Below are 24831 nucleotides of genomic sequence, written 5' to 3'. Positions count from 1 at the left end.
GTCACCCTTCCCGGAAACCGGCTACCGCCGGCCGGCCCCGACCGGCCATGATGGCGCCGTGACCGACAGGACGAACGAGACGGACCGGGCCGCGTCCGAGGCACTGGGCCTCTGCGTGGTGGCCAACGTCGCGCAGGAGACCGACCACGGCGAGGGCGGGCTGGAGATCCGCGCCGGCCTACGGCACTTCGCACCCGGGGCCAAGCTCTGGATCGCGCCGCCGCGGTGGTGGAACGGCCATGTGACCGTGGCCGGCCGGCACCGGGGCAACGGCCGCCGTTACACCACGATCGTCGTCCAGGAACGCTTCCTGGAGAACTTCCGGGTCGGCGCCGTCCACAGCCCGGCGCTGCACCGCGCCCTCGGCGGCGGGTCCTGGAGCGCCGAGGAGGCGGAGCGGTACGTGCGGTACCGGGCCGTCCCCCGGCTGGCGGCCCAGGTCCAGTGGGCGGGCGAGGAGTTCCTCCGGTACGCGACCGCGGTCACCGACCCGCCGCCCATGGAACTGGAGCACGAGGGCGTCACCTACCACCTGGCACACTTCAACGCCAGGCGCGCCCGCTACTCACCGCTGCCGCCACCGGTCGAACCCTCCCCGCCCTCCCCGCCGGTCGGCGGCTGAGGCCTTCGGACGCCTCCCCTCCGTCTCCCGAAAGTGGTCACCATGCCCCAGCGCCCGGTCGCGGTCATCGGCGAGTGCGTCGCCGACGCGTTCGCCGAACCCTCCGCCGAGCACCGGCCCGGCGAACTCGCCCTGCGCGTCCTGCCGGGCGGCGGCCCCGCCAACACCGCCGTCACCCTGGCCCGTCTCGGCACGCCCACCCGCTTCCTCGGCCGGATCTCCGCCGACCCGTTCGGCACCCTGTTCCGGCAGCACCTGAGCGCCTCCGGTGCCGATCTCGGCGGCTGCGTGGACGCCGCCGAGCCGAGCACGCTGGCCGTCGCCTCCTTCGACCCGCAGGGCCAGGCGAGTTTCACCTTCCACGCCGAGGGCACCGCCGACTGGGCGTGGACCTCCGACGAACTCGCGGCCCTGCCACTGGCCGGCGCCGACTGCCTGCACACCGGCTCGCTCGCGCTGGTCCGCGAGCCGGGCGGCCCGCGGATCGAGGAGCTGCTCGCCCGCGGCCGGGCCGACGCGACCGTCTCGATCGACCCCAACGTCCGCCCGCTGCTGGTCGATCCGGCCGTCTACCGCGCCCGGCTCCCGCGCTGGTGCGCGCTGGCCGACGTCCTGCGACTGAGCGCCGACGACCTCGACCTGCTGATGCCCGGCGTCACCCCCGAACGCGCCTGCGACACCTGGCACCTGGCGGGCGTCCGGCTGGTCGTGATCACCCTCGGCAGCCGGGGCGCCCTCGCCTCCCTGGACGGCGAGCGGCTGACCGTCGCCGCACCCGCGACCACCGTGGTCGACACCATCGGCGCCGGCGACTCCTTCACCGGCGGCCTGCTGCACCACCTCGGCGGACTCGGCCGGCTCGGCGGCCGGCTCGACGGACTGACGGTGGAGGAGGTCGGCGACGCCTGCCGATTCGCCGCCCGCGTGGCCGCCCTGACCTGCGCTGTCGCCGGGCCCAACCCGCCCTGGCAGGCGGACCTCCAGGGGAACGCCGGGGCGGCCGTCCGGTAGCCCCGTACCCGGCGGGGACGGACGGGAGCGCCCCGGAGCCCTCGACCTTGGTCGGATCTTGATCCGACCAAGGTCGGACTCCACTCGGACATTGATCGAACGATACAGTCCGATCAGGCAGAGGCGCCGTCCGGATCAGCCCGGGGGAACACCATGGCCATGTCGGCCGAGGAGCGTCGGGAGCTGATCCTCGACGGCCTGCTCGAGCCCGACGGGCCCGTCCGACCGACCGACCTCGCCGCCCGCATCGGCGTCCCGGCGCTCACCGTCCGCCGGGACGTCACCGCCACTGACAGTCGCCGCACTGGCCGTCGCCCGGCCACCGCCGACCGACCCGCGAAACGGCGGCCGGTGCCCCGCGCCCTGGAACCTCGTCGATCAAATGATCCATGTGATCAGATCGTGACAGCGCCCAGCCACCCCACCGAGGCCCGAAATATGCGGGTAAAAGGCCTCCTTCGGCCTCATCCAACCCTCCTGATCGGCGATCACATCGGATCACTTGATCCCATTCCCTTGACTCCGATCGAATGCCCGCCCCAAGATGGCGTGCATTCGCCCCCACCCTCGCGGTCCGCGGGCCACCACGCCCCCGTCCCGGACCGCGCCCCCGCCCCAGGAGCCGTGCATGCCCTCACGTTCGTCCTCCCCCCACAGAGCCCTCCGGGCCGCCACCGCGGCCGCGCTCTGCGCCACCCTCCTCGCGGCCTGCGGCAGCGGCGGCGACAGTGGTCCGGACGCCGCGGGCTCCAACGGCCAACCGGTGAACCTGACCTTCTGGGCGTGGTCGAAGGGGACGAAGGAGGTCGTCGAGGCCTTCAACGCCTCGCACCCGAACATCAAGGTCGTCTTCGAGGAGATCCCCTCCGGCGTCGCCGGCGGCTACGCGAAGATCACGAACGCGGTGAAGGCCGGGAACGCGCCCGACGTGTTCAACGTCGAGTACTCACAACTGCCGGACCTCGTCAGCCAGGGCGCCGTGCAGAACATCGGCAAGCTGGTCGGCGGCGACCTCAGGGCCAAGTACCTCCCCCAGGCCGTCGAGCTGACCACCCTCGGCGGCTCGACCTGGGCCCTGCCGCTGGACGCCTCGCCGCAGGCCTTCTACTACCGCAAGGACCTCTTCGACAAGGCCGGCCTCACCCCGCCGAAGACCTGGCAGGAGTTCCGCGCCACCGCGCAGAAGCTGAAGCAGGCCCAGCCGGACACCCGGATCGCCACCTTCTTCCCGGACGACCCGGTCACCTTCGAGGCGATGGCCTGGCAGGCCGAGGCGCACTGGTTCACCGGCGTCGGCGACACCTGGACGGTGGACGTCAACGGCGGGAAGACCAGGCAGGTCGCCGAGTACTGGCAGCAGCTGATGGCGGACGACCTGGTCCGGGTCCAGCCGTCGTTCAGCCAGCAGTGGACGGCCTCCCTCCAGAAGGGCGAGACCGCCGGCTACCTCGGCGCCTCCTGGGGCGGCGGCGTGCTGAAGAGCACCCTGCCGGACGCCTCCGGCAAGTGGGCCGTCGCGCCGGTCCCGACCTGGGACGGCAACGCGGCCAGCGGCATGGTCGGCGGCACCACCTTCGCCGTCTCCAAGGACAGTAAGAAGGCCAAGGCCGCCGTCGAGTTCGCCACCTGGGCCACCACCACCCCCGAGGGCATCAAGGCCCGGATCGCCTCCGGCACCTCCTCCGCCTACCCGGCGGCCCCCGCCCTGGTGCCGGTCGCCAAGGCGGCGTTCAAGGCGGACTTCTACGGAGGCCAGGACATCTACGCGGTGTACTCCGACGCAGCCAGGTCTATCAGGCCGAACTGGCAGTGGGGCCCGGTCATGGGCGCCACCAACACCTCCCTGAAGGACTCCTTCGGCAGGCTCCCCCAGAGCGGCAGCGTGCAGGGCGCCCTCGACGCCGCCCAGCAGGCCACGCTCGCCGAGCTCAAGAACCGCGGCCTCAAGACCCGGCAGTGACGCACCGCACCCCGCGCACGGCACCCGCCCACGCCACCGCCCGCCCGGCGCGCGGCGGCGACCACTCACCGGGCCCTGCCACCCGACCGACGGCCGCCGGCCCGCCCTGACGCGCAACGGCGCCACCCCCGTGGGCACCGCGCGCAGTCGCCTCGCCCGCCCCGAACGCGACCCCTCTCCGGCTACGACGCGCCTGCCGACGAACTCGCCCGCCATGCACGGGGGCTGCCGTTCACCCACCCCACCCGTCGACCGCGAGGGAGTCCGCGAGGACGCCCGGGACGGTGTCCACCGCGCCGCGTACCAACCCCCGAGGGCCCGCACACCCACCCCGGAGGTCCCGGCCGCTCACCCCAGAGGGCCCGGCTCGCCCGGGCCGCCGGACCGGCCTTCCGCCCGGCCCGCCCGCCTATCCTGCCCAGCAGCCCGAGTTCCCACCGAAAGCCGGTCCTCATGCTCGACTTCGACGACACCGGATTCCGCCGCGGCGGCGCGCCGCACCGGATCATCTCCGGCGCCGTGCACTACTTCCGCATCCACCCCGATCTCTGGGACGACCGCCTGCGTCGGCTGCGCGCCCTGGGCGCCAACACCGTCGACACCTACGTCCCCTGGAACTTCCACGAACTCCCCTCCGGCGAGTACGACTTCACCGGCTGGCGGGACCTCGGCCGGTTCGCCGAACTGGCCCGGGCCAACGGTCTCGACGTCATCCTGCGCCCCGGCCCGTACATCTGTGCGGAGTGGGAGTTCGGCGGCTTCCCGGCCCGGCTGCTCGCCACCGACGGCCTGCGGCTGCGCTGCGCCGACCCGGCCTACCTGGCCGAGGTCGACGGCTGGTTCGACGCCGTGGTGCCCGAGATCCTGCCGCTGCTGGCGAGCCGGGGCGGTCCGGTGGTGGCCGTCCAGGTCGAGAACGAGTACGGCAGTTACGGCAACGACGCCGCCTACCTGGCCCACCTCCGCGACGGCCTGATCGCCCGGGGCGTCGACTGCCTGCTGTTCACCGCCGACGGCGCCGAGGACACCATGCAGCAGGGCGGCACGATCCCCGGCCACCTCGCCACCGCCACCTTCGGCTCCCGGCCCGCCGAGCGGTTCGAGGTGCTCCGGCGTCACCAGCCCAAGGGCCCGCTGACCGCCATGGAGTTCTGGATCGGCTGGTTCGACCACCTCGGCGAACCGCACCACGTCCGGGAGGCCGGGGAGTCCGCCCGCGCGCTCGACGACCTGCTCGCCACCGGTGCCTCCGTCAACCTCTACATGGCGCACGGCGGCACCAACTTCGGCTTCTGGGCCGGCGCGAACCACACCGGCACCCGGCCGGAGGACGCCGGCCACCAGCCCACCGTCACCAGCTACGACTACGACGCGCCAATCGGCGAGGCGGGCGAACTCACCGCCAAGTTCCACGCGTTCCGGGCCGTCATCGGCAAGTACGCGCCGCTGCCCGAGACGGAGCTCCCCGAACCGCTGCCGCGCGTCACCCCGCAGCGGATCGAACGCCCGACCGGGCGCGCCCGTCTGCTGGCCGCCCTCGACGGCCTGTCCGCCCCGCTGCACCGGGCCGCTCCCGAGCCGATGGAGAAGGTCGGCCAGTCGCTCGGCCTGATCCACTACCGCACCCGCGTCCCCGGCCCGCGGGCCGCGCTGCCGCTGCGGATCGACGGCATCGGCGACCGTGCCCATGTGTTCGCCGACGGCGTGCCGCTCGGCGTCCTGGACCGCAACGCCCCCGACGGAACCCTGCCGCTGGAGACCGGCCCGGCCGGCACGACGCTCGACATCCTGGTCGAGGCGCTCGGCCGGGTGAACTACGGGCCGCTCCTGGAGAACGACCGCAAGGGCATCGGCCGCGGGGTCTCGCACGGCCACCAGCGCCTGTACGACTGGGAGATCCGGCCGCTGCCCCTGGCGGACCTCGGCGGTCTCGCCTTCTCGGACACCGTCGGGGCGAGCGACGGCGACCCGGTCTTCCACCGCTTCGAGGCCGTCCTCGACGCACCCGCCGACGCCTTCGTCGCCCTCCCCGGCTGGGGCCGCGGGCTGCTCTGGCTCAACGGCTTCCTGCTCGGCCGCTACTCCCACCAGGGCCCGCAGCGCACCCTCTACGCCCCGGCCCCGCTCTGGCGCGCGGGCGCCAACGAGCTGGTCCTCCTCGAACTGGAGACCCACGCCGAGGCGGTGGAACTCCGCGACCAGCCCGACCTCGGCCCCACCGCCGCCGCCCCCAGCGTCGATTACTGAGCCGCCGCCGAGCCACCGGGCGGCACACGACGGCACGGCACACACGACGGCACGGCCCCACCCCGGCCGGTTGCCCGCGGAACCCTCCGCGAGCAACCGGCCGCACCCATGACGTCACACACCCCCCCACGAACGCCTGCCACCACCGGCTCCGGCCGCGCGGCACGCCGCCGAGATGCCCGGCAACACACCCGATGCCGGGCAGCACACCGCCCGGAGCCCGGCAGCACACCCGGAAACGATGGTGCTACTGTCGCTAGCATCATGCTGCTGAAGCTCGATCTCGCGGACAGCCGCCCCCTGCACGAGCAGGTGGCGGGTGCGATCCGCCGCGCCATCGCCGAGGGCGAGTGCGCGCCCGGCGATCGACTGCCGCCCGCGCGGGAGCTGTCCCGGGCGCTGGGCGTCAACGCCAACACCGTCCTGCGCGGCCTGCGCGCACTCCGGGACGAAGGGGTCCTGGAGTTCCGCCGCGGCCGCGGCGTGACGGTGGCCGCCGGCGCCGACCAGCGGGCCGAACTGTCCGCCAGGGCGGCCGCCCTGGTCGCCGAGGCCGCACGGCTGGGCTACAGCAGGACCGATCTCGTGGAACTGATCAGGAGGCTGCCGTGAACGGCGGGGGGAACCGGATACGTGGTGCGTGGTGGAGCGCGGCCGCCTGGACGGCCGGGGTCCTGGCGACCCTGGTCGCGATGCCGCTGGCGGCGGCCGGCCGGCTGCCGGACGAGATGGCCACCCACTGGGGCTCGAACGGCCACCCGGACGACTCGATGCCGTTCTGGGCGGTGCCGCTCTTCCCGGCCGGACTCTGGGCGGTCACGGTACTGGCCCTCGCCCTCACCGTCCGGTGGACCGGCGCCGCGGCACGGTCCTGGGCCGGCGTGGTGCTGCTCTCCGGAGGTGTCCTGCTCACCGGCGCCCAGGCGTCGATCGTGCACGCCAACCTCGACCGGACCACCTGGGCGGACGCGGCCCCGGTCGGATTCGAGGTCGTCGTCGTCCTGGCCGCTTCGGCGGCCGCCGGTCTGCTCGGCCACCTCGCCGGTCGTCGCGCCACCAGCGCGGAAACCGCCCGGACCGGCGGAACGACCGATCGAACGGCCGATGGAACGGCCGGCGGACCGAACGAGGGAACGACCGGCGGCCCCCGGCTCGACGTCCCCGCCGGCGAGCGCTTCGCCTGGCTCTCCCGCACCGTCAACCCCTGGCTCCAGCTCACCGCCACCCTGTTCGGCCTGGCCGCCACCGCCGGCGTCGGCGCCGCGGCCGCCGGCCTGGCCGACGTGCTGTGGGCGGTCGCCCCCGCGCTCGCGATCACCGGCGTCGCGGTGTCCGCCTGCTCCACCGTCCAGGCCCTGGTGACGCCGAAGGGGCTGGAGGTCGCCTTCGGCCCCTTCGGCTGGCCGGTGCGCCGCTGGCACCTGGACGCCATCGAGTCGGCCCGCTCCGAACAGCGCACCCCGGCCCAGGTCGGCGGCTGGGGCTACCGCCTCAGCGGCCTCGGCACCACGGTGATGCTCCGCCGCGGCGACTGCCTGGTCGTCCACCCGCGCAAGGGCTCCGACTTCGCCGTCAGCGTCGACGATGCCGAGCGCGGCGCCGCACTCCTCAACTCCATGACGGCCCGGCCCGCCGACCGCTGACCGGGAGCCGCCCCGCACTCCCCCGCCACGCCCGCGCCCACGCCCGCGCCCAACGCCCGCGGCCGCGGCCGCCCGGAGCGCCTCGCCGTCGCGACACGCAGGCCGCCCGGGCGGCTCTGCGGCGCGCGGGCAGCCGCTGCGCCGGTAGCGTTCGGGGGACGGCCGCTGTCGATCACGCTGCTCGCCCGCCCGCCGTCGGAGCCGTCGATCACCGACCGGCCGCCGCGCTGCGCGAGCCCCGGCCGTGCACCACCGAAGGGGACGAGACGGGTTGCCCGAGCCTCAGCTGACTCCGGAGGTCTTCGACCGGGCCATCGTGGCGATCGCCCTCACCGCGGGGCCGGAACACCGCCTGGTCTACCGCAACGACGCCTTCCTGGCCCTCTTCGGCCCGCGCCCGATGGGGGTGCCGATCCGGGAGGTGTTCACCGAGCCGGGGGTGGACCGGTTCTTCGAGACCCTGGACCTGGTCCGCGCCGACGGGACGGCCCGCCAGGTCACCACGCCGCGCACCGTCGAGACCGCCGAGGACGACCCGGAGAGCCACCGGCACTTCGTCTACAGCTGCTCGCCGGTCTCCTCCCGCTTCGGGCCCGGTGTCCTGGTGAGCGCGATCGACACCACCGCCGAGGTGCACTCCGCCCAGCGCGCCGAGCGGCTGTCCACTGACCGCCTGCACGCGCTGCAGCGCTACGAGGCGCTGATGTCGGCCGTCTCCCAGCTGGTCTGGCTCACCCGCGCGGACGGCACCATGGTCGAGCTGGTCCCGGGCTGGGAGGAGCTGACCGGGTACCCGTGGCGGGACACCATGGACGAGAGCTGGTTCGAGCTCATCCACCCCCAGGACCGGGAGGGCCTGGCCCGACGCTGGCTCGACGCGGCGGGGGGCGAGCCGAGTATGTTCGAACACGGCTTCCGGGTCCGCACCGTCTCCGGCGAGTACCGCCACGTCGCCTCGCGGGCCGTGCCGATCGTGCGGGACGGGCGCCTGGTGGAGTGGATCGGCGCCACCTCCGACATCGAGGACCGCTGGCGCAACCGGCTGCGCGAGCGCCTGCTCGCCCGGGCCGTCGCGGTCACCGAGGCCCCCCGCCCGGAGGACGCCTTCGCGGCCGTCGCCGGCCTGGTGGTGCCCGACCTCACCGACGCCTGCACGGTGTTCGTGCTCTCCGGCCGGGAGTACTCCTCGCAGCCCGGGGAGATCCGCGGCACCCGGATCGCCTCCACCGCCCGGCCCGGGCTGCCCCCGCTGCCGCCACTGCGCCAGCAGAGCTTCCTGCTCGGGCCCAGGGCCCGCCGGGCGGTCGCCGAGCAGGCCCCCGCCCTGCTGACCTTCCCGGCCGGCCACGTCCCGCCCGGGCTGGTCCCCGAGGAGTCGTCGCGCTGGCTGGCCCGGGCCCGCGCCACCAGTCTCACCCTGCTGCCGATCGTCCTCGACGGCGTGACCGTCGCCCTCGCCGCGGCTGCCGGCTGCGACGACACCCCGCCACCCGGCCGCGCCGACATCGAGCTGCTCCAGGACGTCCTCCAGCGCGCCCAGCTGCCGCTGCGCCAGAGCCTGGAGCTCCAGCGCACCCGGGACGTCGCCCTCGTCCTCCAGCGGGCGCTGCTCACCGCCCCGCCCGCCGTACCGGGCGCCGAGCTCACCGCCCGCTACCAGCCGGGCAACCGCGCCGCCGAGGTCGGCGGCGACTGGTACGACGCCTTCGTGCTGCCCGACGGCTCCCTCGCCCTGACCATCGGCGACGTGGCGGGCCACGACCTCACCGCCGCCACCACCATGGGCCAGCTGCGCAGCATGCTGCGCTCCATCGCCTACAACCGCACCCACCTGCACACCCCGGCCGACGCCCTCACCGGGCTGGACGCCGCCGCCGACGGGCTCGGCGTCGCCGTCTTCGCCACCGCCGTCCACCTGCACCTCGCCCGTGCCACCGGGACGGACGGCGGTTGGCTGGCGGCCTGGTCCAACGCCGGCCACCCTCCGCCACTGCTGCTCCCGGCCGACGGCGCGCCGCGCTTCCTCGACACCGGGGAGGCCGACGTCCCGCTCTGCGTGGCCCCCACCGAGCCGCGGCACACCCACCGCACTCCCGTCGGCCCGGGCGACACCCTGCTGCTCTACACGGACGGGCTGGTCGAGGTCCCCGGCGAGAACCTGGCCACCGGCCTGGCCCGGCTGGCCGCCTCCGCCGGGCAGGCCCACGGCCTGCCGCTGCCGGACCTCTGCGACCGGCTGCTCGCCGGGGTCCCGGACGCCCGCGACGACATCGCCCTCATCGCCTTCCGCGCCGCCGCCCCGGAGCCCACCGCGCCCGAGCCCACCGACGCCTGACGCCACCCGTCCACCCCGTCCGCCCCGGCAGCCCCGCCCCGGCGCCCCGGTGCCCCGGCCGCAAGGTCCCTCCCCGGAAGCCCCGCCCCTCCCCGAAAACCCCGCCCCGAACCGCCCCGCCCGCAGGGCGGTAGATTGCCGGGACTCCCCGCCGCGCCCCCGGAGCCCCAGGAGCCCCCCCGTGCTCGACACCACCGACGCCGCCCTCGTCCGCGAACTGCAGCACGACGGCCGGGTCAGCTACCAGCGGCTGTCCGAGCTGCTCGGCATCTCCCGCGAGGCGGCCCGGGCCCGGGTGCAGCGGCTGCTCCAGCGCGGCGAGGTGCGGATCGTCGGCATCGTGCCGCCCGCCGTCGCCGGGATCACGACGGTGGCCCACGTGTCGCTGGACGTCGCCGGTGCCGGCCGTCCGGTCGCGGCGATGGCGGCCGGGCGGCGGTCGACCAGCTTCGTCTCCTGCACGGCGGGCCCGCAGAGCGTGCTCGCGGAGGTCCGGGTCGCCGACGGAGCCGCCCTGGAGCGCGAGTTCGCGGCGCTGCGGGCGATCCCGGGCGTGCGGGGGCTGGAGGTGTTCCGCTGTGCCGAGCTGGTCCGGGACGCCTACTCGCCCGAGGTCGCGGGCCTGCGGGCGGGGCCGCCGCCCGAGCTGGACGCGGCGGACCGGCGGCTGCTCGGCCTGCTCCAGCTCGACGGGCGCGCCAGCTTCGCCGCGCTCGCGGAGCGGATCGGCCTCTCCCAGCCGGCGACCCGGGCACGGGTGCTGCGGCTGCTGGAGGAGGGCGCCGTGCACGTGACCGGGCTGGTGGAGTCCCGCGCGCTGGGCGTGCGCGAGGCGGCGGGGGTGGGGCTGGGGGTGCGGGGGCCGGTCCGGCCGGTGGCGGAGGCGGCGGCCACGCTGCCCGGGGTGAACTACGTGGCCACCGGCTACGGGCGCTTCGACGTGGTCTGCGGCCTGGACGCGCCGGACCGGTCGGTGCTGCTCACGGGCCTGGAGGCGGTGCGCGCCCTGCCGGGCGTCTCCCGCTCGGAGTCGTGGGTGCACCTGGACATCGTGAAGGAGTCCTACACCTACGATCTGCCCATCGACTAGGCGATTCCGTCGTCTGAAAAGAGCCTCACCATCGAATCGCCCAGCATGGCCACCGTCGCAAGCTAATCGTTTCCAAACCACTCTTGACGCGTTCTTTTCGCACGCCTTCAATGGCCGGACACCTTCCCCCGCGAGAGATCCGGTCCCCCGATGACGTCTTCTCCTCCCCCACCGCCGCAGGTCGAGGCGCTGCCGCGCTCCCTGGGCGTGTTCGGCGGGGTCCTGCTGACCCTGTCCTGCGTCACGCCCGCGTCCTCGCTCTTCATCGTCGTGCCCCCGCTGCTCCAGTCGCAGGGCAGCGGCGCGGTGCTCAGCCTGCTGGTGGCCGCCGTGCTCTCGCTCGGGGTGGGCCTCTGCTACGCCGAGCTCGGCACGCTGGTGCCCAGCGCCGGCGGCGAGTACTCGATCGTGGGCCAGGTGCTGGGCCGGCTGGCCGGCTGGCTGGTGTTCGTGATCTCGATCGTCTCGCTGCTGGTGATCCCGCCGATCATCGCGCTGGGCACCGCCGGCTACCTGGGCTCGGTGCTGTCGCTGGACCCGGCGGTCGCCGGCGGCGCGGTGATGGCCCTCGCCGTCGCGGTCGGCGTCCTCGACATCAAGTCGAACGCCCTGATCACCGGCGTCTTCCTGGGCCTGGAGGTCCTCGCCGCCGGCGTCGTCACCGTCCTCGGCCTGACCCACGTCCACCAGCCGGCCTCGACCCTGGTGCACGCGGTCGTCCCGGACGGGCAGGGCGGCACCAGCCCGTTCACCGCGGGGCTGCTGATCTCGGGCCTGGCCGTCGCGATCTTCACCTACAACGGCTTCGGGACGGCCGTCTACCTGTCCGAGGACCTGCGCGACCCGCGCCGCTCGGTCGCCCGGACGGTGCTCTGGTCCCTGCTGGCCGGGGTCCTCGTCATCACCCTCCCGGTGATCGCGATCTGCCTGGGTGTCAGCTCCCCGGACCAGCTCGCCGCGGGGGACCTGGTCGCCATCGTCGACGACTGGGCCGGCAGCGCCGTCGGCACCTTCGTCAGCCTCTGCATCGCCGCCGCCATCCTCAACGCCGTCATCGTGATGGTGATCCAGAACGGCCGGGTGCTGTACGCGTCGGCCCGAGACCGGACGTGGCCCGGCCCGGTGAACCGCGCCCTGGGCACCCTGCACCCCCGCTGGGGCTCCCCCTGGGTGGCCACCCTGGCGATCGGCCTGCCCGGCGCCGTCCTCGCGCTGACCGTGCCGATCGACGCGCTGCTGGGCTTCACCGGCGTGGTCGTCGCGGTGATCTACCTGCTGCTCGGCGTCGCCGCCCTGGCCGCCCGGCGGGGCCGCCACCGCGCCACCGACGCCTGGCGGATGCCGCTCTGGCCCGTCGCGCCGGTGATCACCACCGTGGTCCTCGGCTACACGCTCACCCAGCAGGCCGGGCGCGACCTGCTGATCACCCTCGCCGTCCTGGTCGTCGGCGTCCTCTACTGGTTCCTCTACCTGCGCCCGCGCAGCGCCACCCACTGGGTGCTCAGCCTCCCCGCCGACCAGGCCGGCCCCGCGGACGCCTCCTCCGCGACCGCCGCCTCCTCCGCCTACGCCGCCACTTCGGAGACCTCGTGAACCACCCCGCCGAACTGATCGTCCACAACGCCCACGTCCACACCGTCGACGACCGGCGCCCCCGCGCCGAGGCGGTCGCCGTGCGCGACGGGCGGATCGTCTGGGTCGGCGACGGCGACGGCTGGCGCGAACTGGCCGGCCCCGCCACCGAGGTGGTGGACGCCCGCGGCCGGCTGCTGGTGCCCGGCATCGTGGACAGCCACAACCACGTCCGGCTCGGCTCCGACTCCGCCTGCGTCCAGCTCGCCGGCGCCGGCGACCTGCCCGAGATCGGCCGCCGGATCGCCGACTGGCTGCGCCGCAACCCGGGGGCGGACTGGATCGAGGCCGAGGCGTTCGACTACACCGCGATCCCCGGCGGCCGGATGCCCACCGCCGCCGACCTGGACCCGTACACCGGCGGCCGGCCCGCCTTCGTGCTCAGCTACGACGTGCACACCGCCTGGCTGAACACCGCGGCCCTGCGGCGCCTCGGCATCACCGCGGACACCCGCGAGCTCGCCTTCGGCACGGTGCAGAAGGACCCGGGCACCGGCGAGCCGACCGGCTTCCTCACCGACTTCGCGGTCCGCGGCCTCTCCCGCGACGGCCACCGCGCGCTGCGCGCCGCCGGCGTCCCGTGGGCCCACCCCGACCGCCAGTACGGCCGGCTCGCCGCCAGCCTCGACCTGGCCGCCCGCTACGGCATCACCACCGTCGTCGAGCCGCAGAACTCCCTCGACGACCTGGCCCTGTACGAGCGGGCGATCGCCGAGGGCCGGCTCCGGTCCCGCCTGGTCGCCGCGCTGTTCCACCCCCGGGGCACCACCGACGCGGAGCTCGCCGAGTTCGCGGCGGCGGCGCGCCGGCACGACGGCGAGCGGTTCCGGGTCGGCCCGCTGAAGCTGTACATCGACGACGTCGTGGAGCCGCACACGGCCGCGCTGCTGGAGCCCTACGCGGGCCACCACAGCCACCGGGGCGAGACCTTCTACCCGGCCGAGGAGTTCGCCGAGGTGCTGGCCCGCCTCGACGCGGCCGGCTTCCAGGCCTTCGTGCACGCCACCGGCGACCGCGGAATCCGCACCGTGCTGGACGCGGTCGAGCACGCCCGCCGGGTCAACGGCCCCCGCGACGCCCGCCACCAGGTGGTCCACGTCGAGTGCCTCGACCCGGCCGACGTGCCGCGCTTCGCCGAGCTGGGCGTGGTCGCCTGCATGCAGCCCCGGCACTGCTCCCCGGACATCGCCGGCCCGGGCAAGGACTGGGCCGAGGCGGTCGGCGAGCACCGCTGGTCCAAGGCCTGGCCGATGCGCAGCCTCCAGGACGCCGGCACGGTGCTGGCCTTCTCCAGCGACTGGAACGTCGCCGAGATGGACCCGCTGGTCGGCCTCTACACCGCCGTGACCCGCCAGGGCCTGGCCGGCGGCGAGGCGTGGATGCCCGACGAGACCGTCACGCTGGCCGCCGCCCTGCGGGGCTACACCCTCGGCAGCGCGCACGCGAACTTCCTGGAGGACCGCCTGGGATCGATCACCCCCGGCAAGCTGGGCGACCTCGTCCTCTTCTCGGACGACCTCTTCGCACTGGAGCCGAAGGCCCTCCTTGACGCCCGGGCCGACCTCACCGTGGTCGGCGGCGAGGTGGTCCACCGGGCCGGCTGAGCCCGGAGGGGCGCATACTGGCAGCAATGACGAACCAGCCCGTGCCCAGGCGCCATCTGCCCACCAGCCCCTTCCGCGCGAAGGTGCCACCACCGCCCAAGCACTTCGCCCTCGACGACCGCGTCTCCCACGACGAGTACGGCCTCGGCCGTGTCGTCGCCGTCGAGGACGGAGCCACCGCGATCCTCGTCGACTTCGGCTCGCAGGAGAAGAGGATCACTGCACCCTTCGCCAAGCTCTACCTGCTGTAACGTCCCCCATCCGCTCCGACGCCACCGGCCCCGCCGGTAGCCCGGTACCCCGCAGGCCCGCCCGGCCCCAGCAGCCCGGCGGGCCTGCGCACGTCCGGCCCCGGCCCGCTACTCGACCGTGACGCTCTTGGCCAGGTTGCGCGGCTTGTCGACGTCGCGCTTGAGCGCCACGGCGGCGTGGTAGGCGAGCAGCTGGAGCGGGATGTTGAGGAGCAGCGGGTCGAGCTCGGGCTCGCTCTTCGGGACCAGGATGCAGTGGTCCGCGAGCTTGGCCTCGGGCCGGCGGTGGGCCACGGCCACCACCCGGCCGGAGCGGGCCTTGATCTCGCCGAGGGTGGTGAGGTTCTTGTCCAGCAGCTCGTCGTCGGGCACCAGGGCGACGGTCGGCAGCTCGGGGCTGATCAGCGCGAGCGGGCCGTGCTTGAGCTCGCTGGCGGGGTAGGCCTCGGCGTGGACGTAGGAGATCTCCTTGAGCTTCTGCGCGCCCTCGCGGGCCACCGGGAAGCCGCGGACCCGGCCGATGAACATCATGCCCTCGGACTCGGCGTACTCGGCGGCCAGCTCGGCGATGGCGTCGCTCTGGGCGAGGATCTCCCGGATCTGGCCGGGCAGCGCCTTGAGGCCGGCCACGATGCGGCGGCCGTCGGCGGGCGAGAGGTCGTGGATGCGGCCGAAGTGCAGGGCGAGCAGCGCGAAGGCGACGACCGTGGAAGTGAACGCCTTGGTGGAGGCGACCGAGATCTCGGGCCCGGCGTGCAGGTAGATGCCGCCGTCGCACTCCCGGGCGATGGCGCTGCCGACGGTGTTGACGACGCCGAGCACCCGCCCGCCCTTGCGCTTGATCTCCTGGACGGCCGCCAGGGTGTCGTAGGTCTCGCCGGACTGGCTGACCGCGACGTAGAGGGTGTCCGCCTCGATCACCGGGTTGCGGTAGCGGAACTCGGAGGCGGGCTCGCTGTGCGCGGGGATCCGGGCCAGCTCCTCGATCAACTGGGCGCCCATCTCGCCGGCGTAGTACGCGGAGCCGCAGCCGAGGATCTTGACCCGGCGGATCTCGCGCAGCTCGCGGGCGTCCAGGTTGAGGCCGCCGAGGTGGGCGGTGTTGAACCGCTCGTCGAGCCGGCCGCTGAGGGTGCGCTCGACCGAGCCGGGCTGCTCGTGGATCTCCTTGAGCAGGAAGTGCTCGTAGCCGCCGGTGTCGTAGGAGTCGATCTCCCAGTCCACGGTGGACGGCTGGCGGTGGGTGGTGCGGGCGTCCTCGGTGAAGGTGCGGAACCCGTCGGCGCGGACGGTGGCCAGCTCGCCGTCCTCCAGGTGGACGACCTGGCGGGTGTAGCGGACGAGCGCCGAGACGTCGGAGGCGGCGAACATCTCCTTCTCGCCGATGCCGAGCACGATCGGGCTGCCGTTGCGGGCGACGACGATCCGGTCGGGCTGCTCGGCGTCGAGCACGGCGATGCCGTAGGTGCCAACCACCTTGCCGAGCGCGGCGCGGACGGCCTCCTCCAGTTCGACGCCCTCCGCGGCGTGCGCGGCGATCAGGTGGGCGAGCACCTCGGTGTCGGTCTCGGAGCGGAAGACGGCGCCCTCGGCGGTGAGGCGGGCGCGCAGCTCGTCGGCGTTCTCGATGATGCCGTTGTGGACGACGGCGATCCGCTCGGCGTTGTCCAGGTGCGGGTGGGCGTTGGCGTCGCTCGGCACGCCGTGGGTGGCCCAGCGGGTGTGGCCGATGCCGGTGGTGCCCTTGAACCGGGCGGGCACGGCGGCGGCGAGGTCGGCGACCCGGCCCTTGACCTTGCGGACCTTCAGCCCGCCGGTGCGGCCGCTGACGGCCACGCCGGCCGAGTCGTAGCCGCGGTACTCCAGCCGGGCCAGGCCCTCCAGCAGGAAGGGGGTCGCGTCCTTGGGGCCGATGTAGGCCACGATTCCGCACATCTGGGTGACTCCTTCGAATGACAGAGGGGGCGGCTTCGCCGAGCAGGGGTCGGTGCTCAGCCGTAGACGATCCGGCGCAGTTGCCGGGCCGAGAGCCCGGGGGCCGCGACCCGGCGGGCGGGAAGCTCCTCGGCGAGCCGGGCGAAGATCCGCTCGTTGGTCAGGCCGCGCGCCTGGAGCTCGCCGTGGCGGCGGCGGACGTACTCCTCGGTCGTCTCGGAGAAGTACGCCAGGACCTCCGCGACCACCCGCGCCGCCTCCCGGGGCCCGAGCGGGCTGGTCCGGGTGAGGTGGGCGAGCAGCTCCTCGTGAGGGTGGTGCGAGGAGTGGGGGTGCGGGACGCCGGGTGAGCTGGACACGAGTGAGGAGCCTAGGCCGGAAGAACCGGGAAGATCAAAGATCCTGCCCGAATTCGGGCAGATCCCGAGGCTTTCGGCCCAAGGATCGCCGCCGGACGCCCGACCCGCCCGCCCCGGCGGGCGCGGAGTACGTTCATCGCCTTGTCGACACACCCTTGAAGCGGCACCGGATCGCCACGTAGCGTGATTCTCCGCACACGCATCGGAGATGCGTGTCGGAAGACCGGAGGCTTGCTGATGTGCGGGATCACCGGATGGGTCGCCTTCGACCGCGACCTCACCACCGAACGCCCTGTGCTCGACGCGATGACGGCCACCCAGCTCTGCCGCGGCCCTGACGCCGGCGGGGTCCACCTGGAGCGGCACGCCGCGCTCGGCCACCGCCGCCTGGCCGTGATCGACATCGCGGGCGGCACCCAGCCCATGACGGTGGAGCACGACGGCCGGGTGCTGGCCGCCCTCACCTACAGCGGGGAGGTGTACAACCACCGCGAGCTGCGCGCCGAACTGGCCGCGGCCGGCCACCGCTTCCGCACCCGCAGCGACACCGAGGTGGTGCTGCACGCCTACCTGGAGTGGGGCGAGGGCCTCGCCGAGCGGCTGAACGGGATGTTCGCCTTCGCCGTCTGGGACGCCCGCAGCGAGGAGCTGCTGCTGGTCCGGGACCGGATGGGCGTCAAGCCGCTGCACTACCACCGCAGCCGGCACGGCGTGGTCTTCGGCTCCGAGGCGAAGGCCGTGCTCGCCCACCCCGACGTCCGGCCGGTGGTCGACCTCGACGGGCTGCGCGAGCTGTTCGCCGTCACCAAGACCCCGGGGCGCTCGATCTACCGGGGCGTCGTCGAGGTGCCGCCCGGCCACGTGGTCCGGGTCCGCCGCGAGGGCGTCTCGATCCGCCGCTACTGGGCGCTGGAGGCCCGCGAGCACACCCACGACCTGGAGGCCACCGTGGCCACCGTCCGGGCCCTGCTCGACGACATCGTCCACCGCCAGCTGGAGTCGGACGTACCGCTCTGCTCGCTGCTCTCCGGCGGCCTCGACTCCAGCGCCGTCACCGCGCTCGCCGCCAGGCAGCTGCGCGCCGCCGGGGCCGGCCCCATCCGCTCCTTCGCGGTCGACTTCACCGGCCAGAGCGAGCACTTCCAGGCCGACGAGGTCCGCTCCACCCCGGACGGCCCGTACGCCCGGCTGCTGGCCGCGCACGTCGGCGCCGACCACAGCGTCGTCGAGCTGGACAGCGCCGCGCTCAGCGACCCGGCGCAGCGCGCCACCGTGCTGCGCGCCCGGGACGCGCCGGGCGGCTTCGGCGACATGGACATCTCGCTGCTGCTGCTCTTCCGCGGCGTGCGGCGGCACTCGACGGTGGCGCTGTCGGGCGAATCCGCGGACGAGCTGTTCGGCGGCTACCGCTGGTTCCACGACCCGCAGCTGGTCGCCGCCGACGACTTCCCCTGGGCGGGTGCGGTGGCCCAGCTGGGCGGCACGGGCACCGGGCCGCGCGAGCAGCTGCTGGACCGGGGCCTGGTCGGCAAGCTCGACGTGCACGAGTACCGGCGGGCCCGCTACCGCGAGGCGCTGGCCGAGGTCCCGCACCTGCCGGACGCCGACCCGGTGGAGCGGCGGATGCGGGAGATCTCGTACCTCAACCTCACCCGCTTCGTCGGCATCCTGCTGGACCGCAAGGACCGGATGAGCATGGCCAACGGCCTCGAGGTCCGGGTGCCGTTCTGCGACCACCGGCTGGTCCAGTACGTCTTCAACACCCCGTGGGCGATGAAGAGCTTCGACGGCCGGGAGAAGAGCCTGCTGCGCGCCGCCGTCCGGGACGTCCTCCCGGCGGCGGTCGCGGACCGGCTGAAGAGCCCGTACCCCGTCGTCCAGGACCCGCGCTACCCGGCGCTGCTGCGGGCCGAGCTGGCCGAGCTGGCCGCCGACCCGGGCGCCCCCGTCCTGCCGCTGCTGGACCGCCGGGCGCTCGTCGACGCGCTCGCCCCGGACACCGACCCGCAGTCCGTGCGCCTCGGGGTCGACCTGGCGCTGGACCTCAACACCTGGCTGACCGAGTACCGGGTCTCGCTGGAGCTCTGAGCGGCCGTCACCCCGGACGGCGCGGCGCGGGCCCCCGGACGGCGCGGCGCCGTCCGGGTGGCGACCCCCGGCCATCCCGCTTCGTTGGGCGGGCACGGCGTGCGGTAGCGTCGCCGACACCTCCCGAATGGCGGCCGATAACGCGGATTCGCAGCCGCGTGCCGTCAGGATGGGGAGCGAACCGTCCGTCTCGATCCGCCGGGGGATCTCCGTCATGCAACCGCGAGCTTTCGCGATTCTCACCGCTCTGCTGCTGGGGGTCCTGGGCCTCGGATCGGTGGCCGTCACCGACTGGACGCCCGCCACCGGCACCCAGGCGGCCGCGTCGGCCGCCCCCGGTGCGGCGGGCTCGGGCGCACCGGGGGCCGGCGCCGTCCAGGCCTCCGGGGCGGCGGCCACCCCGACCGGTGACCCTGCGGTCTGGACGCGTTCGACGCTGCGGAACAAGATGATGGCCGAGATGGAGGCCACCGACCCCGGCGTCGCGCTGGCCGACCTCGACAAGATCACCAAGGAGAAGCCGTACACCGTCCGGTTCTGCCACCCGATCGCGCACGAGCTCGGGCACCAGGCGGTCAAGCGGTACAACGCCGACTTCCAGAAGGTCATCTCCTTCCCGCACGAGACGTGTGCGGCCGGCTACCTGCACGGCGCGGTCGAGGAGATGCTGAACGCCTCCACCCAGCCCGAGGTGGACCTGCTGAAGCTCTGCGCGCCCAAGAACAGCGGCCCCTGCATCCACGGCGTCGGCCACGGCACGATGTTCGTCGCCAAGCAGGACGTGGCCAAGGCCCGCGACCTGTGCAACAAGTTCACCACCGACCAGAACCGGATCCGCTGCTCCGAGGGCCTGTTCATGCAGCTCTTCGGGCCGGACGAGGAGGACGAGACGGCGAAGGCCAACCTGCCCGCCGACAAGCTCGCCCAGGACCCGCTCTACCCGTGCAAGGACCAGCCGGCGCTGTTCCAGTCCGCCTGCTACTTCTACGCGCCGACCTTCTACCTCTCCTCGCACGACTACCCGAACCACCCCGAGGTGTACGGCGACGCGCTCAAGTGGTGCCTGGCCGGCAAGGCCTCCGGCGGCGCGGTGGACTGCAGCCGGGGCGTCGGCTCGCGGACCATGAAGTACAACCTGGACCGCGAGGACTGGGCTGCCCAGCAGTGCGCCACCGCCGCCGACGGCTGGCAGCGCAAGGCCTGCGCCGAGGGCCTGGTCAGCTACTACACGGTGAACTACACGGACGCCGGTGCGGCCGGACGGCTCTGCGCCAAGATCACCAACAAGGAGATGCAGGGCTACTGCCGCTCGGCGAGCGGGCTCTCCGCCTCGCTCGACTGACCGCCCCCGCCCCGGCCCCCGGGCCACGTCCCGCCCACCGGGCCCGCGCCGCACGGCGCGGGCCCGGTTCCGTAGGATCGGGCCGACCCGGGTGCGCCGAGGACGCCGCGCCACCAGGCCCTGCACCACCTGGAGCCGCCGTGACCTCCGAGGACTTCCGCGCCGCCGCGCACACCGCCGCCGACCTGGTCAGCGACTACCTCGCCGAACTGCCCGCCCGCCCGGTCTGGCGGCCGATGGACGACGAGGCCCGCCGGGCCCTGCTGGACGCGCCGCTGCCGGCCGCCGGCCGCCCGCTGACCGAGCTGCTCGGCGCGATCGGCCGGGACGTCCTGCCGCACCCGATGGGCAACGGCAACCCGCGCTTCTTCGGCTGGGTGAACTCCGCACCCGCGCCGGCCGGTGTCCTCGCCACGCTGGCCGCCTCCGCGATGAACCCCAGCTCGGCCGGCGGCGACCACGCCGACGTCCACCTGGAACGGGCGGTGGTCCGCTGGATCGCCGAGCTGGTCGGCTTCCCGCACCCGGCCGGCGGCGGGCTGCTCACCTCGGGCACCTCGATGGCGACCATCGTCTGCCTGGCCGCCGCCCGCAACCGGGCCGCCCGCGAGGCCGGGTGGGACGTCCGCGAGGACGGCCTCGCCGGGATGCCGCCGCTGGTCGGCTACGTCACCGGCGAGACGCACTCCTGCGTCCGCAAGGCGGCCGAGCTGCTGGGACTGGGCAGCAGGCACCTGCGCACCGTCGCCACCGGCCCGGACGGCCTGCTCGACGTCGACGACCTGCGGGCCGCCATCGGGCGCGACCGGGCTGCCGGACTGCTGCCGTTCCTGGTGGTCGCCTCGGCCGGCACCGTCGGCACCGGCGCGGTGGACGCCTTCCACCCGGTCGCCGACCTCTGCGCCGAGCAGCGGCTCTGGCTGCACGTGGACGGCGCGTACGGGGCCTTCGGCGTGCTGGACCCGGCGATCGCGCACCGCTACGCCGGAATGGAGCGGGCCGACTCGCTCGCCCTCGACCCGCACAAGTGGCTCGGCGTGCCGGTGGACTGCGGCTGCGCACTGGTCCGCGACACCGGGGAGCTGCGCGGGACCTTCAGCCTCGTCCCCTCCTACCTGCGCGACGAGGCGGCCGGCGCGCTCGGCTGGTTCTCCGAGTACGGCACCGAGCAGACCCGCCCGTTCCGCGCCCTCAAGGTGTGGGCCACCATCGCCCACCGCGGCCGCGACGGTCTCTCCCGGGACATCGCCCGGTGCACCGCCCTGGCCCGCAGGCTCGGCGAACTCATCGAGAAGGACGATGAGTTGGAGCTCCTCGCCGAGGTGCAGACATCGATCGTGGCGTTCCGTCACCGCGCCGCCGGGCTGGACGAGACCGCCCTCGACGCCGTCAACCGGGAGCTGCCGGTGGCGGTGCAGCGGCGCGGCCGGGTCTTCGTCACCGGGGCCCGGCTGGACGGCCGCGAGATGCTGCGCGCCTGCCTGCTCAACGCCGCCACCACCGAGGCCGACCTCGAACTGCTGCTGGCCGAGGTGAAGGCCGCCGCCCGCGAGCTGCCTTAACCGGGGCCCGGAGACATTAACCGACAGGTCACGGAGGATTCGTGATCGCGAAACACCGGAGCGGCAGATTTGACGGCATGGAGCACACGGAGCAGCTGACGACGACCGAACCGACCGCCTCCTCGACGCCGACCCCCTCCCGTGCCCAGCGGCGCGGCGCCCGCACCCACCGCTGGCGCCGCGACACCGTGGAGCTCGCCGCGGTCTTCCTCTCGGTGACCGCGGCCGACCTGGTGGCCAAGGTCGTGGTGCACGGTCCGGACGGCCCGGTGGTGCTGGCCACCTCCGCGGTCGCCCTGGTGGCCACGGCGCTCTTCCACACCTGGTGGTCACACCGCCACCAGCTGCACGGGCCGCCGGCCCCGGACGCGCCCGCACCCCCGGCCGCGCCGGGGGCGCGGGGGGTGTCGGGAGAGCCGGGAGTGTCGGAGGAGCCGCTGAAGGGGCCGCTGCACGACTTCGAGCAGACCACGCTCTGGCGGGTGCGCACCACGGTGCAGGACTCCCCCGGCAGCCTGGCCCGGGTCTGCACGGCCTTCGCGCAGCGGCAGGTCAACATCGTCTCGATGCAGTCGCACCCGCTGCCCACCGGCACCGTGGACGAGTTCTTCGTCCGCGCGCCGCAGTCGCTGACCCGGGCGGACCTGGCCGCACTGGTGGCCGCCGCCGGCGGGCACGACATCTGGAGCGCCCCGGCCGACGCGCACGACCTGGTCGACGTGCCCACCCACGTGCTGGCGCTGGCGACCCGCACCGCGCTGGACGCCGCCGAGCTGCCGATCGCGCTGCGCCAGCTCTTCGGGCAGTGCACCATCCGGCAGTACCCGGGTGCGGCCGGGCGCGACGGCGCCGGTGTGGACGGCCACGTGATGCGCCTGCCGGTGCCGTCCGGCGACCTGATCGAGCTCAGCCGCCCGCAGCTGCCGTTCACCCCGACCGAGTTCGCCCGGGCGCAGGCCCTGGTCGAGCTGGACACCCTGCTCGGCCCGCGGGTCCCGGACGTCCGGGCCCGGCTGGCCCAGCCCGCCGGGGCCGACCTGACCGTGCGGCGCGCGGACGCCGGCGACAAGGAGGCGGCGCTGGCCATGCACCACCGCTGCTCCTCCGACACCCTGCGCAAGCGCTACCACGGCCCGGTCCGGGACGCCGACCGCTACCTGGACCACCTGCTGGACGCCCGGCACGGCCAGGCCCTCGCGGTGGAGGCGGCGGACGGGCGGATCGTCGCCCTCGGGCACCTGATGTGGGACGGGGACGGCGCCGAGGTCGCGGTGCTGGTCGAGGACGCCTGGCAGCGGCGCGGGCTGGGCCTGGACCTCATGCGGCGGATGGCGGCGCTGGCCCTGGAGGCGGGCGTGGAGACGGTGTACGCCGTCACGCAGTCCTCCAACACCGGGCTGATCGCCACCATGCGCAAGCTGGCCGCCCCGCTGGACTACCAGGTGGAGGAGGGCACCCTGGTGATCACGGCGCACCTGGCCGAGGCGACCGAGGAGCTGCCCGTGCCCTGGCCGACCCGGCCGGGCCGGTAGTCGTTTCTTCACCACATCCTCACGGGACACCCCGGGGCCGGACGGCGACCGCGCCGTCCGGCCCCGCCGCGCCCCGGCCCGCGGGGACCGCAGGACCCCCGGAACGGCGTCCCCAGCGGCGAAAGGCCCGTCCGTACACCGTCTTTGCTGACGCCGCGTCAGGGGCCCGCCGACGGCCCCGGCAGGGCCTCCGGAGCAGGCGGCACGGGGTCCGGATCGCCGAGCCGGGTGGCGGAGTCGGTAGGCTGGCCCCGTCCCCGCCGCCCAACGGCTCGTTATCCGGCCCCGGGCGGTGCCGCAGCAAGGAGGAACCACTGAGCATGGCAGGCACCGAATCGGAGCCCACAGGCGCACGCGACGCCTCGCTGCCGGCCCGCGCCAAGATCGCGGTCACGGCCGGCAAGGTGGCCGCCGCCGTGTCCCGTAAGGCCGGCCGCGGAAGCGGCTCGGTGATCGGCGGCAAGGTCGCCCTCAAGCTCGACCCCGACCTGCTCGCCACGCTCGCCGACCACCTGGACGTCGTGCTGGTCAGCGCCACCAACGGCAAGACCACGACCACCCGGCTGATCGCCGAGGCGCTGCGCGCCGCCGGCCCGGTGGTCTCCAACGCCCTGGGCGCCAACATGCCGGCCGGCATCACCTCCGCCCTGGCCGGTGGCTCGGAGGCCCGCTTCGGCGTCATCGAGGTGGACGAGAAGTACCTGGCCGGGGTCGCCCGCGACACCCGCCCGAAGGCGATCGCCCTGCTCAACCTCTCCCGCGACCAGCTCGACCGCGCCGCCGAGACCCGGATGATGGCCGAGAAGTGGCGCGAGGGCCTCCAGGACACCGAGGCCGTGGTCATCGCCAACGCCGACGACCCGCTGGTGACCTGGGCCGCCTCCTCCTGCAAGAAGGTGGTCTGGGTGGCCGCCGGCCAGGCCTGGAAGGAGGACGCCTGGTCCTGCCCCGCGTGCGGCGGCGTGATGCAGCGCCCCGGCGAGGACTGGTTCTGCCAGGAGTGCGGCTTCCGCCGTCCCAACCCGCACTGGGCGCTCCAGGGCACCCACGTGATCGACCCGCAGCGCGGCGCCTGGCCGATCTCGCTCCAGCTGCCCGGCCGGGCCAACCTGGCCAACGCCACCAGCTCCGCCGCCGTCGCCGCCGTCTTCGGCGTCGCCCCGCAGGTCGCGCTGGAGCGGATGCAGTCGGTCACGGCCGTGGCCGGCCGCTACGACGTGGTGCAGTACCAGGGCCGCGACATAAGGCTGCTGCTCGCCAAGAACCCGGCCGGCTGGCTGGAGACCTTCTCGCTGATCGACGGCCCGCCCGCGCCGGTCATCCTCTCCGTCAACGCGCTCGACGCCGACGGCACCGACACCTCCTGGCTCTGGGACGTCGACTACGAGCGCCTCGCCGGGCACCCCGTCTTCGTGATGGGCCAGCGCAAGCTGGACCTGGCCGTCCGTCTGGAGGTCGCCGGGCTGCAGTTCCACGTGGTGGAGTCGCTGGAGCAGGCCGTCCGGATGGCCCCGCCCGGCCGGATCGAGGCGATCGCCAACTACACCGCCTTCCAGCAGCTGCGGAAGGTCGTGGCCGGCTGATGCCCGGCCCAGCAGCCCACTTCACGATGGAAGGC

18 protein-coding genes are annotated in these 24831 nt (G+C 74.4%); 16 read left to right on the top strand and 2 right to left on the bottom strand.

Annotated features, from left to right (window positions below; all coding sequences use genetic code 11):
- The first annotated feature begins 58 nt into the window (after window positions 1-58).
- From ACFC1F_RS16170 to ACFC1F_RS16120, 11 genes are all read left to right on the top strand, one after another.
- Window positions 59-622, top strand: a complete 564-nt coding sequence (locus ACFC1F_RS16170) for a hypothetical protein (protein WP_376158800.1) — start codon at window positions 59-61, stop codon at window positions 620-622.
- Between the two features lie 42 nt (window positions 623-664).
- Window positions 665-1633, top strand: coding sequence for a carbohydrate kinase (locus ACFC1F_RS16165; protein WP_376158798.1), 969 nt, complete (start codon window positions 665-667; stop codon window positions 1631-1633).
- A 628-nt stretch (window positions 1634-2261) separates the two neighbouring features.
- Window positions 2262-3593, top strand: a complete 1332-nt coding sequence (locus ACFC1F_RS16160) for an ABC transporter substrate-binding protein (protein ID WP_376158796.1) — start codon at window positions 2262-2264, stop codon at window positions 3591-3593.
- A 453-nt stretch (window positions 3594-4046) separates the two neighbouring features.
- On the top strand, window positions 4047-5840 hold the full coding sequence (locus ACFC1F_RS16155) for a beta-galactosidase family protein (RefSeq protein ID WP_376158794.1): 1794 nt from the start codon (window positions 4047-4049) through the stop codon (window positions 5838-5840).
- Window positions 5841-6104: 264 nt separating this feature from the next.
- Window positions 6105-6452: a GntR family transcriptional regulator gene (locus ACFC1F_RS16150; RefSeq protein WP_376158792.1), complete on the top strand. Its 348-nt coding sequence runs from the start codon at window positions 6105-6107 to the stop codon at window positions 6450-6452.
- Entirely contained in the window at window positions 6449-7483 is a 1035-nt protein-coding gene (locus tag ACFC1F_RS16145) for a DUF1648 domain-containing protein (protein WP_376158790.1), read from the top strand. Before ACFC1F_RS16150 ends, ACFC1F_RS16145 begins: the two co-directional genes overlap by 4 nt.
- A gap of 271 nt (window positions 7484-7754) precedes the next feature.
- A complete protein-coding gene (locus ACFC1F_RS16140; protein WP_376158788.1) occupies window positions 7755-9818 on the top strand; it encodes a SpoIIE family protein phosphatase in 2064 nt (687 codons plus the stop codon).
- Between the two features lie 181 nt (window positions 9819-9999).
- Window positions 10000-10908, top strand: coding sequence for an Lrp/AsnC family transcriptional regulator (locus ACFC1F_RS16135; protein WP_376158786.1), 909 nt, complete (start codon window positions 10000-10002; stop codon window positions 10906-10908).
- A 150-nt stretch (window positions 10909-11058) separates the two neighbouring features.
- Window positions 11059-12501, top strand: a complete 1443-nt coding sequence (locus ACFC1F_RS16130; protein WP_376158784.1) for an APC family permease — start codon at window positions 11059-11061, stop codon at window positions 12499-12501.
- On the top strand, window positions 12498-14144 hold the full coding sequence (locus ACFC1F_RS16125) for an amidohydrolase (protein ID WP_376158782.1): 1647 nt from the start codon (window positions 12498-12500) through the stop codon (window positions 14142-14144). The genes ACFC1F_RS16130 and ACFC1F_RS16125 overlap by 4 nt, the downstream gene beginning before the upstream one ends.
- Window positions 14145-14170: 26 nt before the next feature.
- A complete protein-coding gene (locus ACFC1F_RS16120; protein ID WP_148641305.1) occupies window positions 14171-14395 on the top strand; it encodes a hypothetical protein in 225 nt (74 codons plus the stop codon).
- A gap of 108 nt (window positions 14396-14503) precedes the next feature.
- On the opposite strand, the gene glmS is transcribed toward ACFC1F_RS16120, so the two are convergent.
- On the bottom strand, window positions 14504-16330 hold the full coding sequence (gene glmS / locus ACFC1F_RS16115; protein WP_209412426.1) for a glutamine--fructose-6-phosphate transaminase (isomerizing): 1827 nt from the start codon (window positions 16328-16330) through the stop codon (window positions 14504-14506).
- A gap of 56 nt (window positions 16331-16386) precedes the next feature.
- Window positions 16387-16689 (bottom strand): hypothetical protein, encoded by a 303-nt coding sequence (locus tag ACFC1F_RS16110; RefSeq protein ID WP_307853113.1) that lies wholly within the window; start codon window positions 16687-16689, stop codon window positions 16387-16389.
- Window positions 16690-16926: 237 nt separating this feature from the next.
- Between ACFC1F_RS16110 and asnB the strand changes: the two genes are divergently transcribed.
- The 5 genes from asnB (at window position 16927) to ACFC1F_RS16085 (ending at window position 24796) form a co-directional block, all read left to right on the top strand.
- Window positions 16927-18777, top strand: coding sequence for an asparagine synthase (glutamine-hydrolyzing) (gene asnB, locus ACFC1F_RS16105; RefSeq protein ID WP_376158779.1), 1851 nt, complete (start codon window positions 16927-16929; stop codon window positions 18775-18777).
- Between the two features lie 214 nt (window positions 18778-18991).
- A complete protein-coding gene (locus ACFC1F_RS16100; RefSeq protein ID WP_209412428.1) occupies window positions 18992-20119 on the top strand; it encodes a hypothetical protein in 1128 nt (375 codons plus the stop codon).
- A 140-nt stretch (window positions 20120-20259) separates the two neighbouring features.
- Window positions 20260-21681: a pyridoxal phosphate-dependent decarboxylase family protein gene (locus ACFC1F_RS16095; protein ID WP_376158777.1), complete on the top strand. Its 1422-nt coding sequence runs from the start codon at window positions 20260-20262 to the stop codon at window positions 21679-21681.
- Window positions 21682-21758: 77 nt separating this feature from the next.
- Entirely contained in the window at window positions 21759-23213 is a 1455-nt protein-coding gene (locus ACFC1F_RS16090; RefSeq protein ID WP_376158775.1) for a GNAT family N-acetyltransferase, read from the top strand.
- 320 nt (window positions 23214-23533) lie between these two features.
- Window positions 23534-24796 (top strand): MurT ligase domain-containing protein, encoded by a 1263-nt coding sequence (locus ACFC1F_RS16085; protein WP_376158773.1) that lies wholly within the window; start codon window positions 23534-23536, stop codon window positions 24794-24796.
- The last annotated feature ends 35 nt before the right edge of the window (window positions 24797-24831 follow it).

The sequence above is a fragment of the Kitasatospora sp. NPDC056181 genome, assembly GCF_042266225.1.
In the GTDB taxonomy this organism is placed as follows: Bacteria; Actinomycetota; Actinomycetes; order Streptomycetales; family Streptomycetaceae; genus Kitasatospora.
This window is presented reverse-complemented; position numbering and strand designations above follow the sequence as displayed.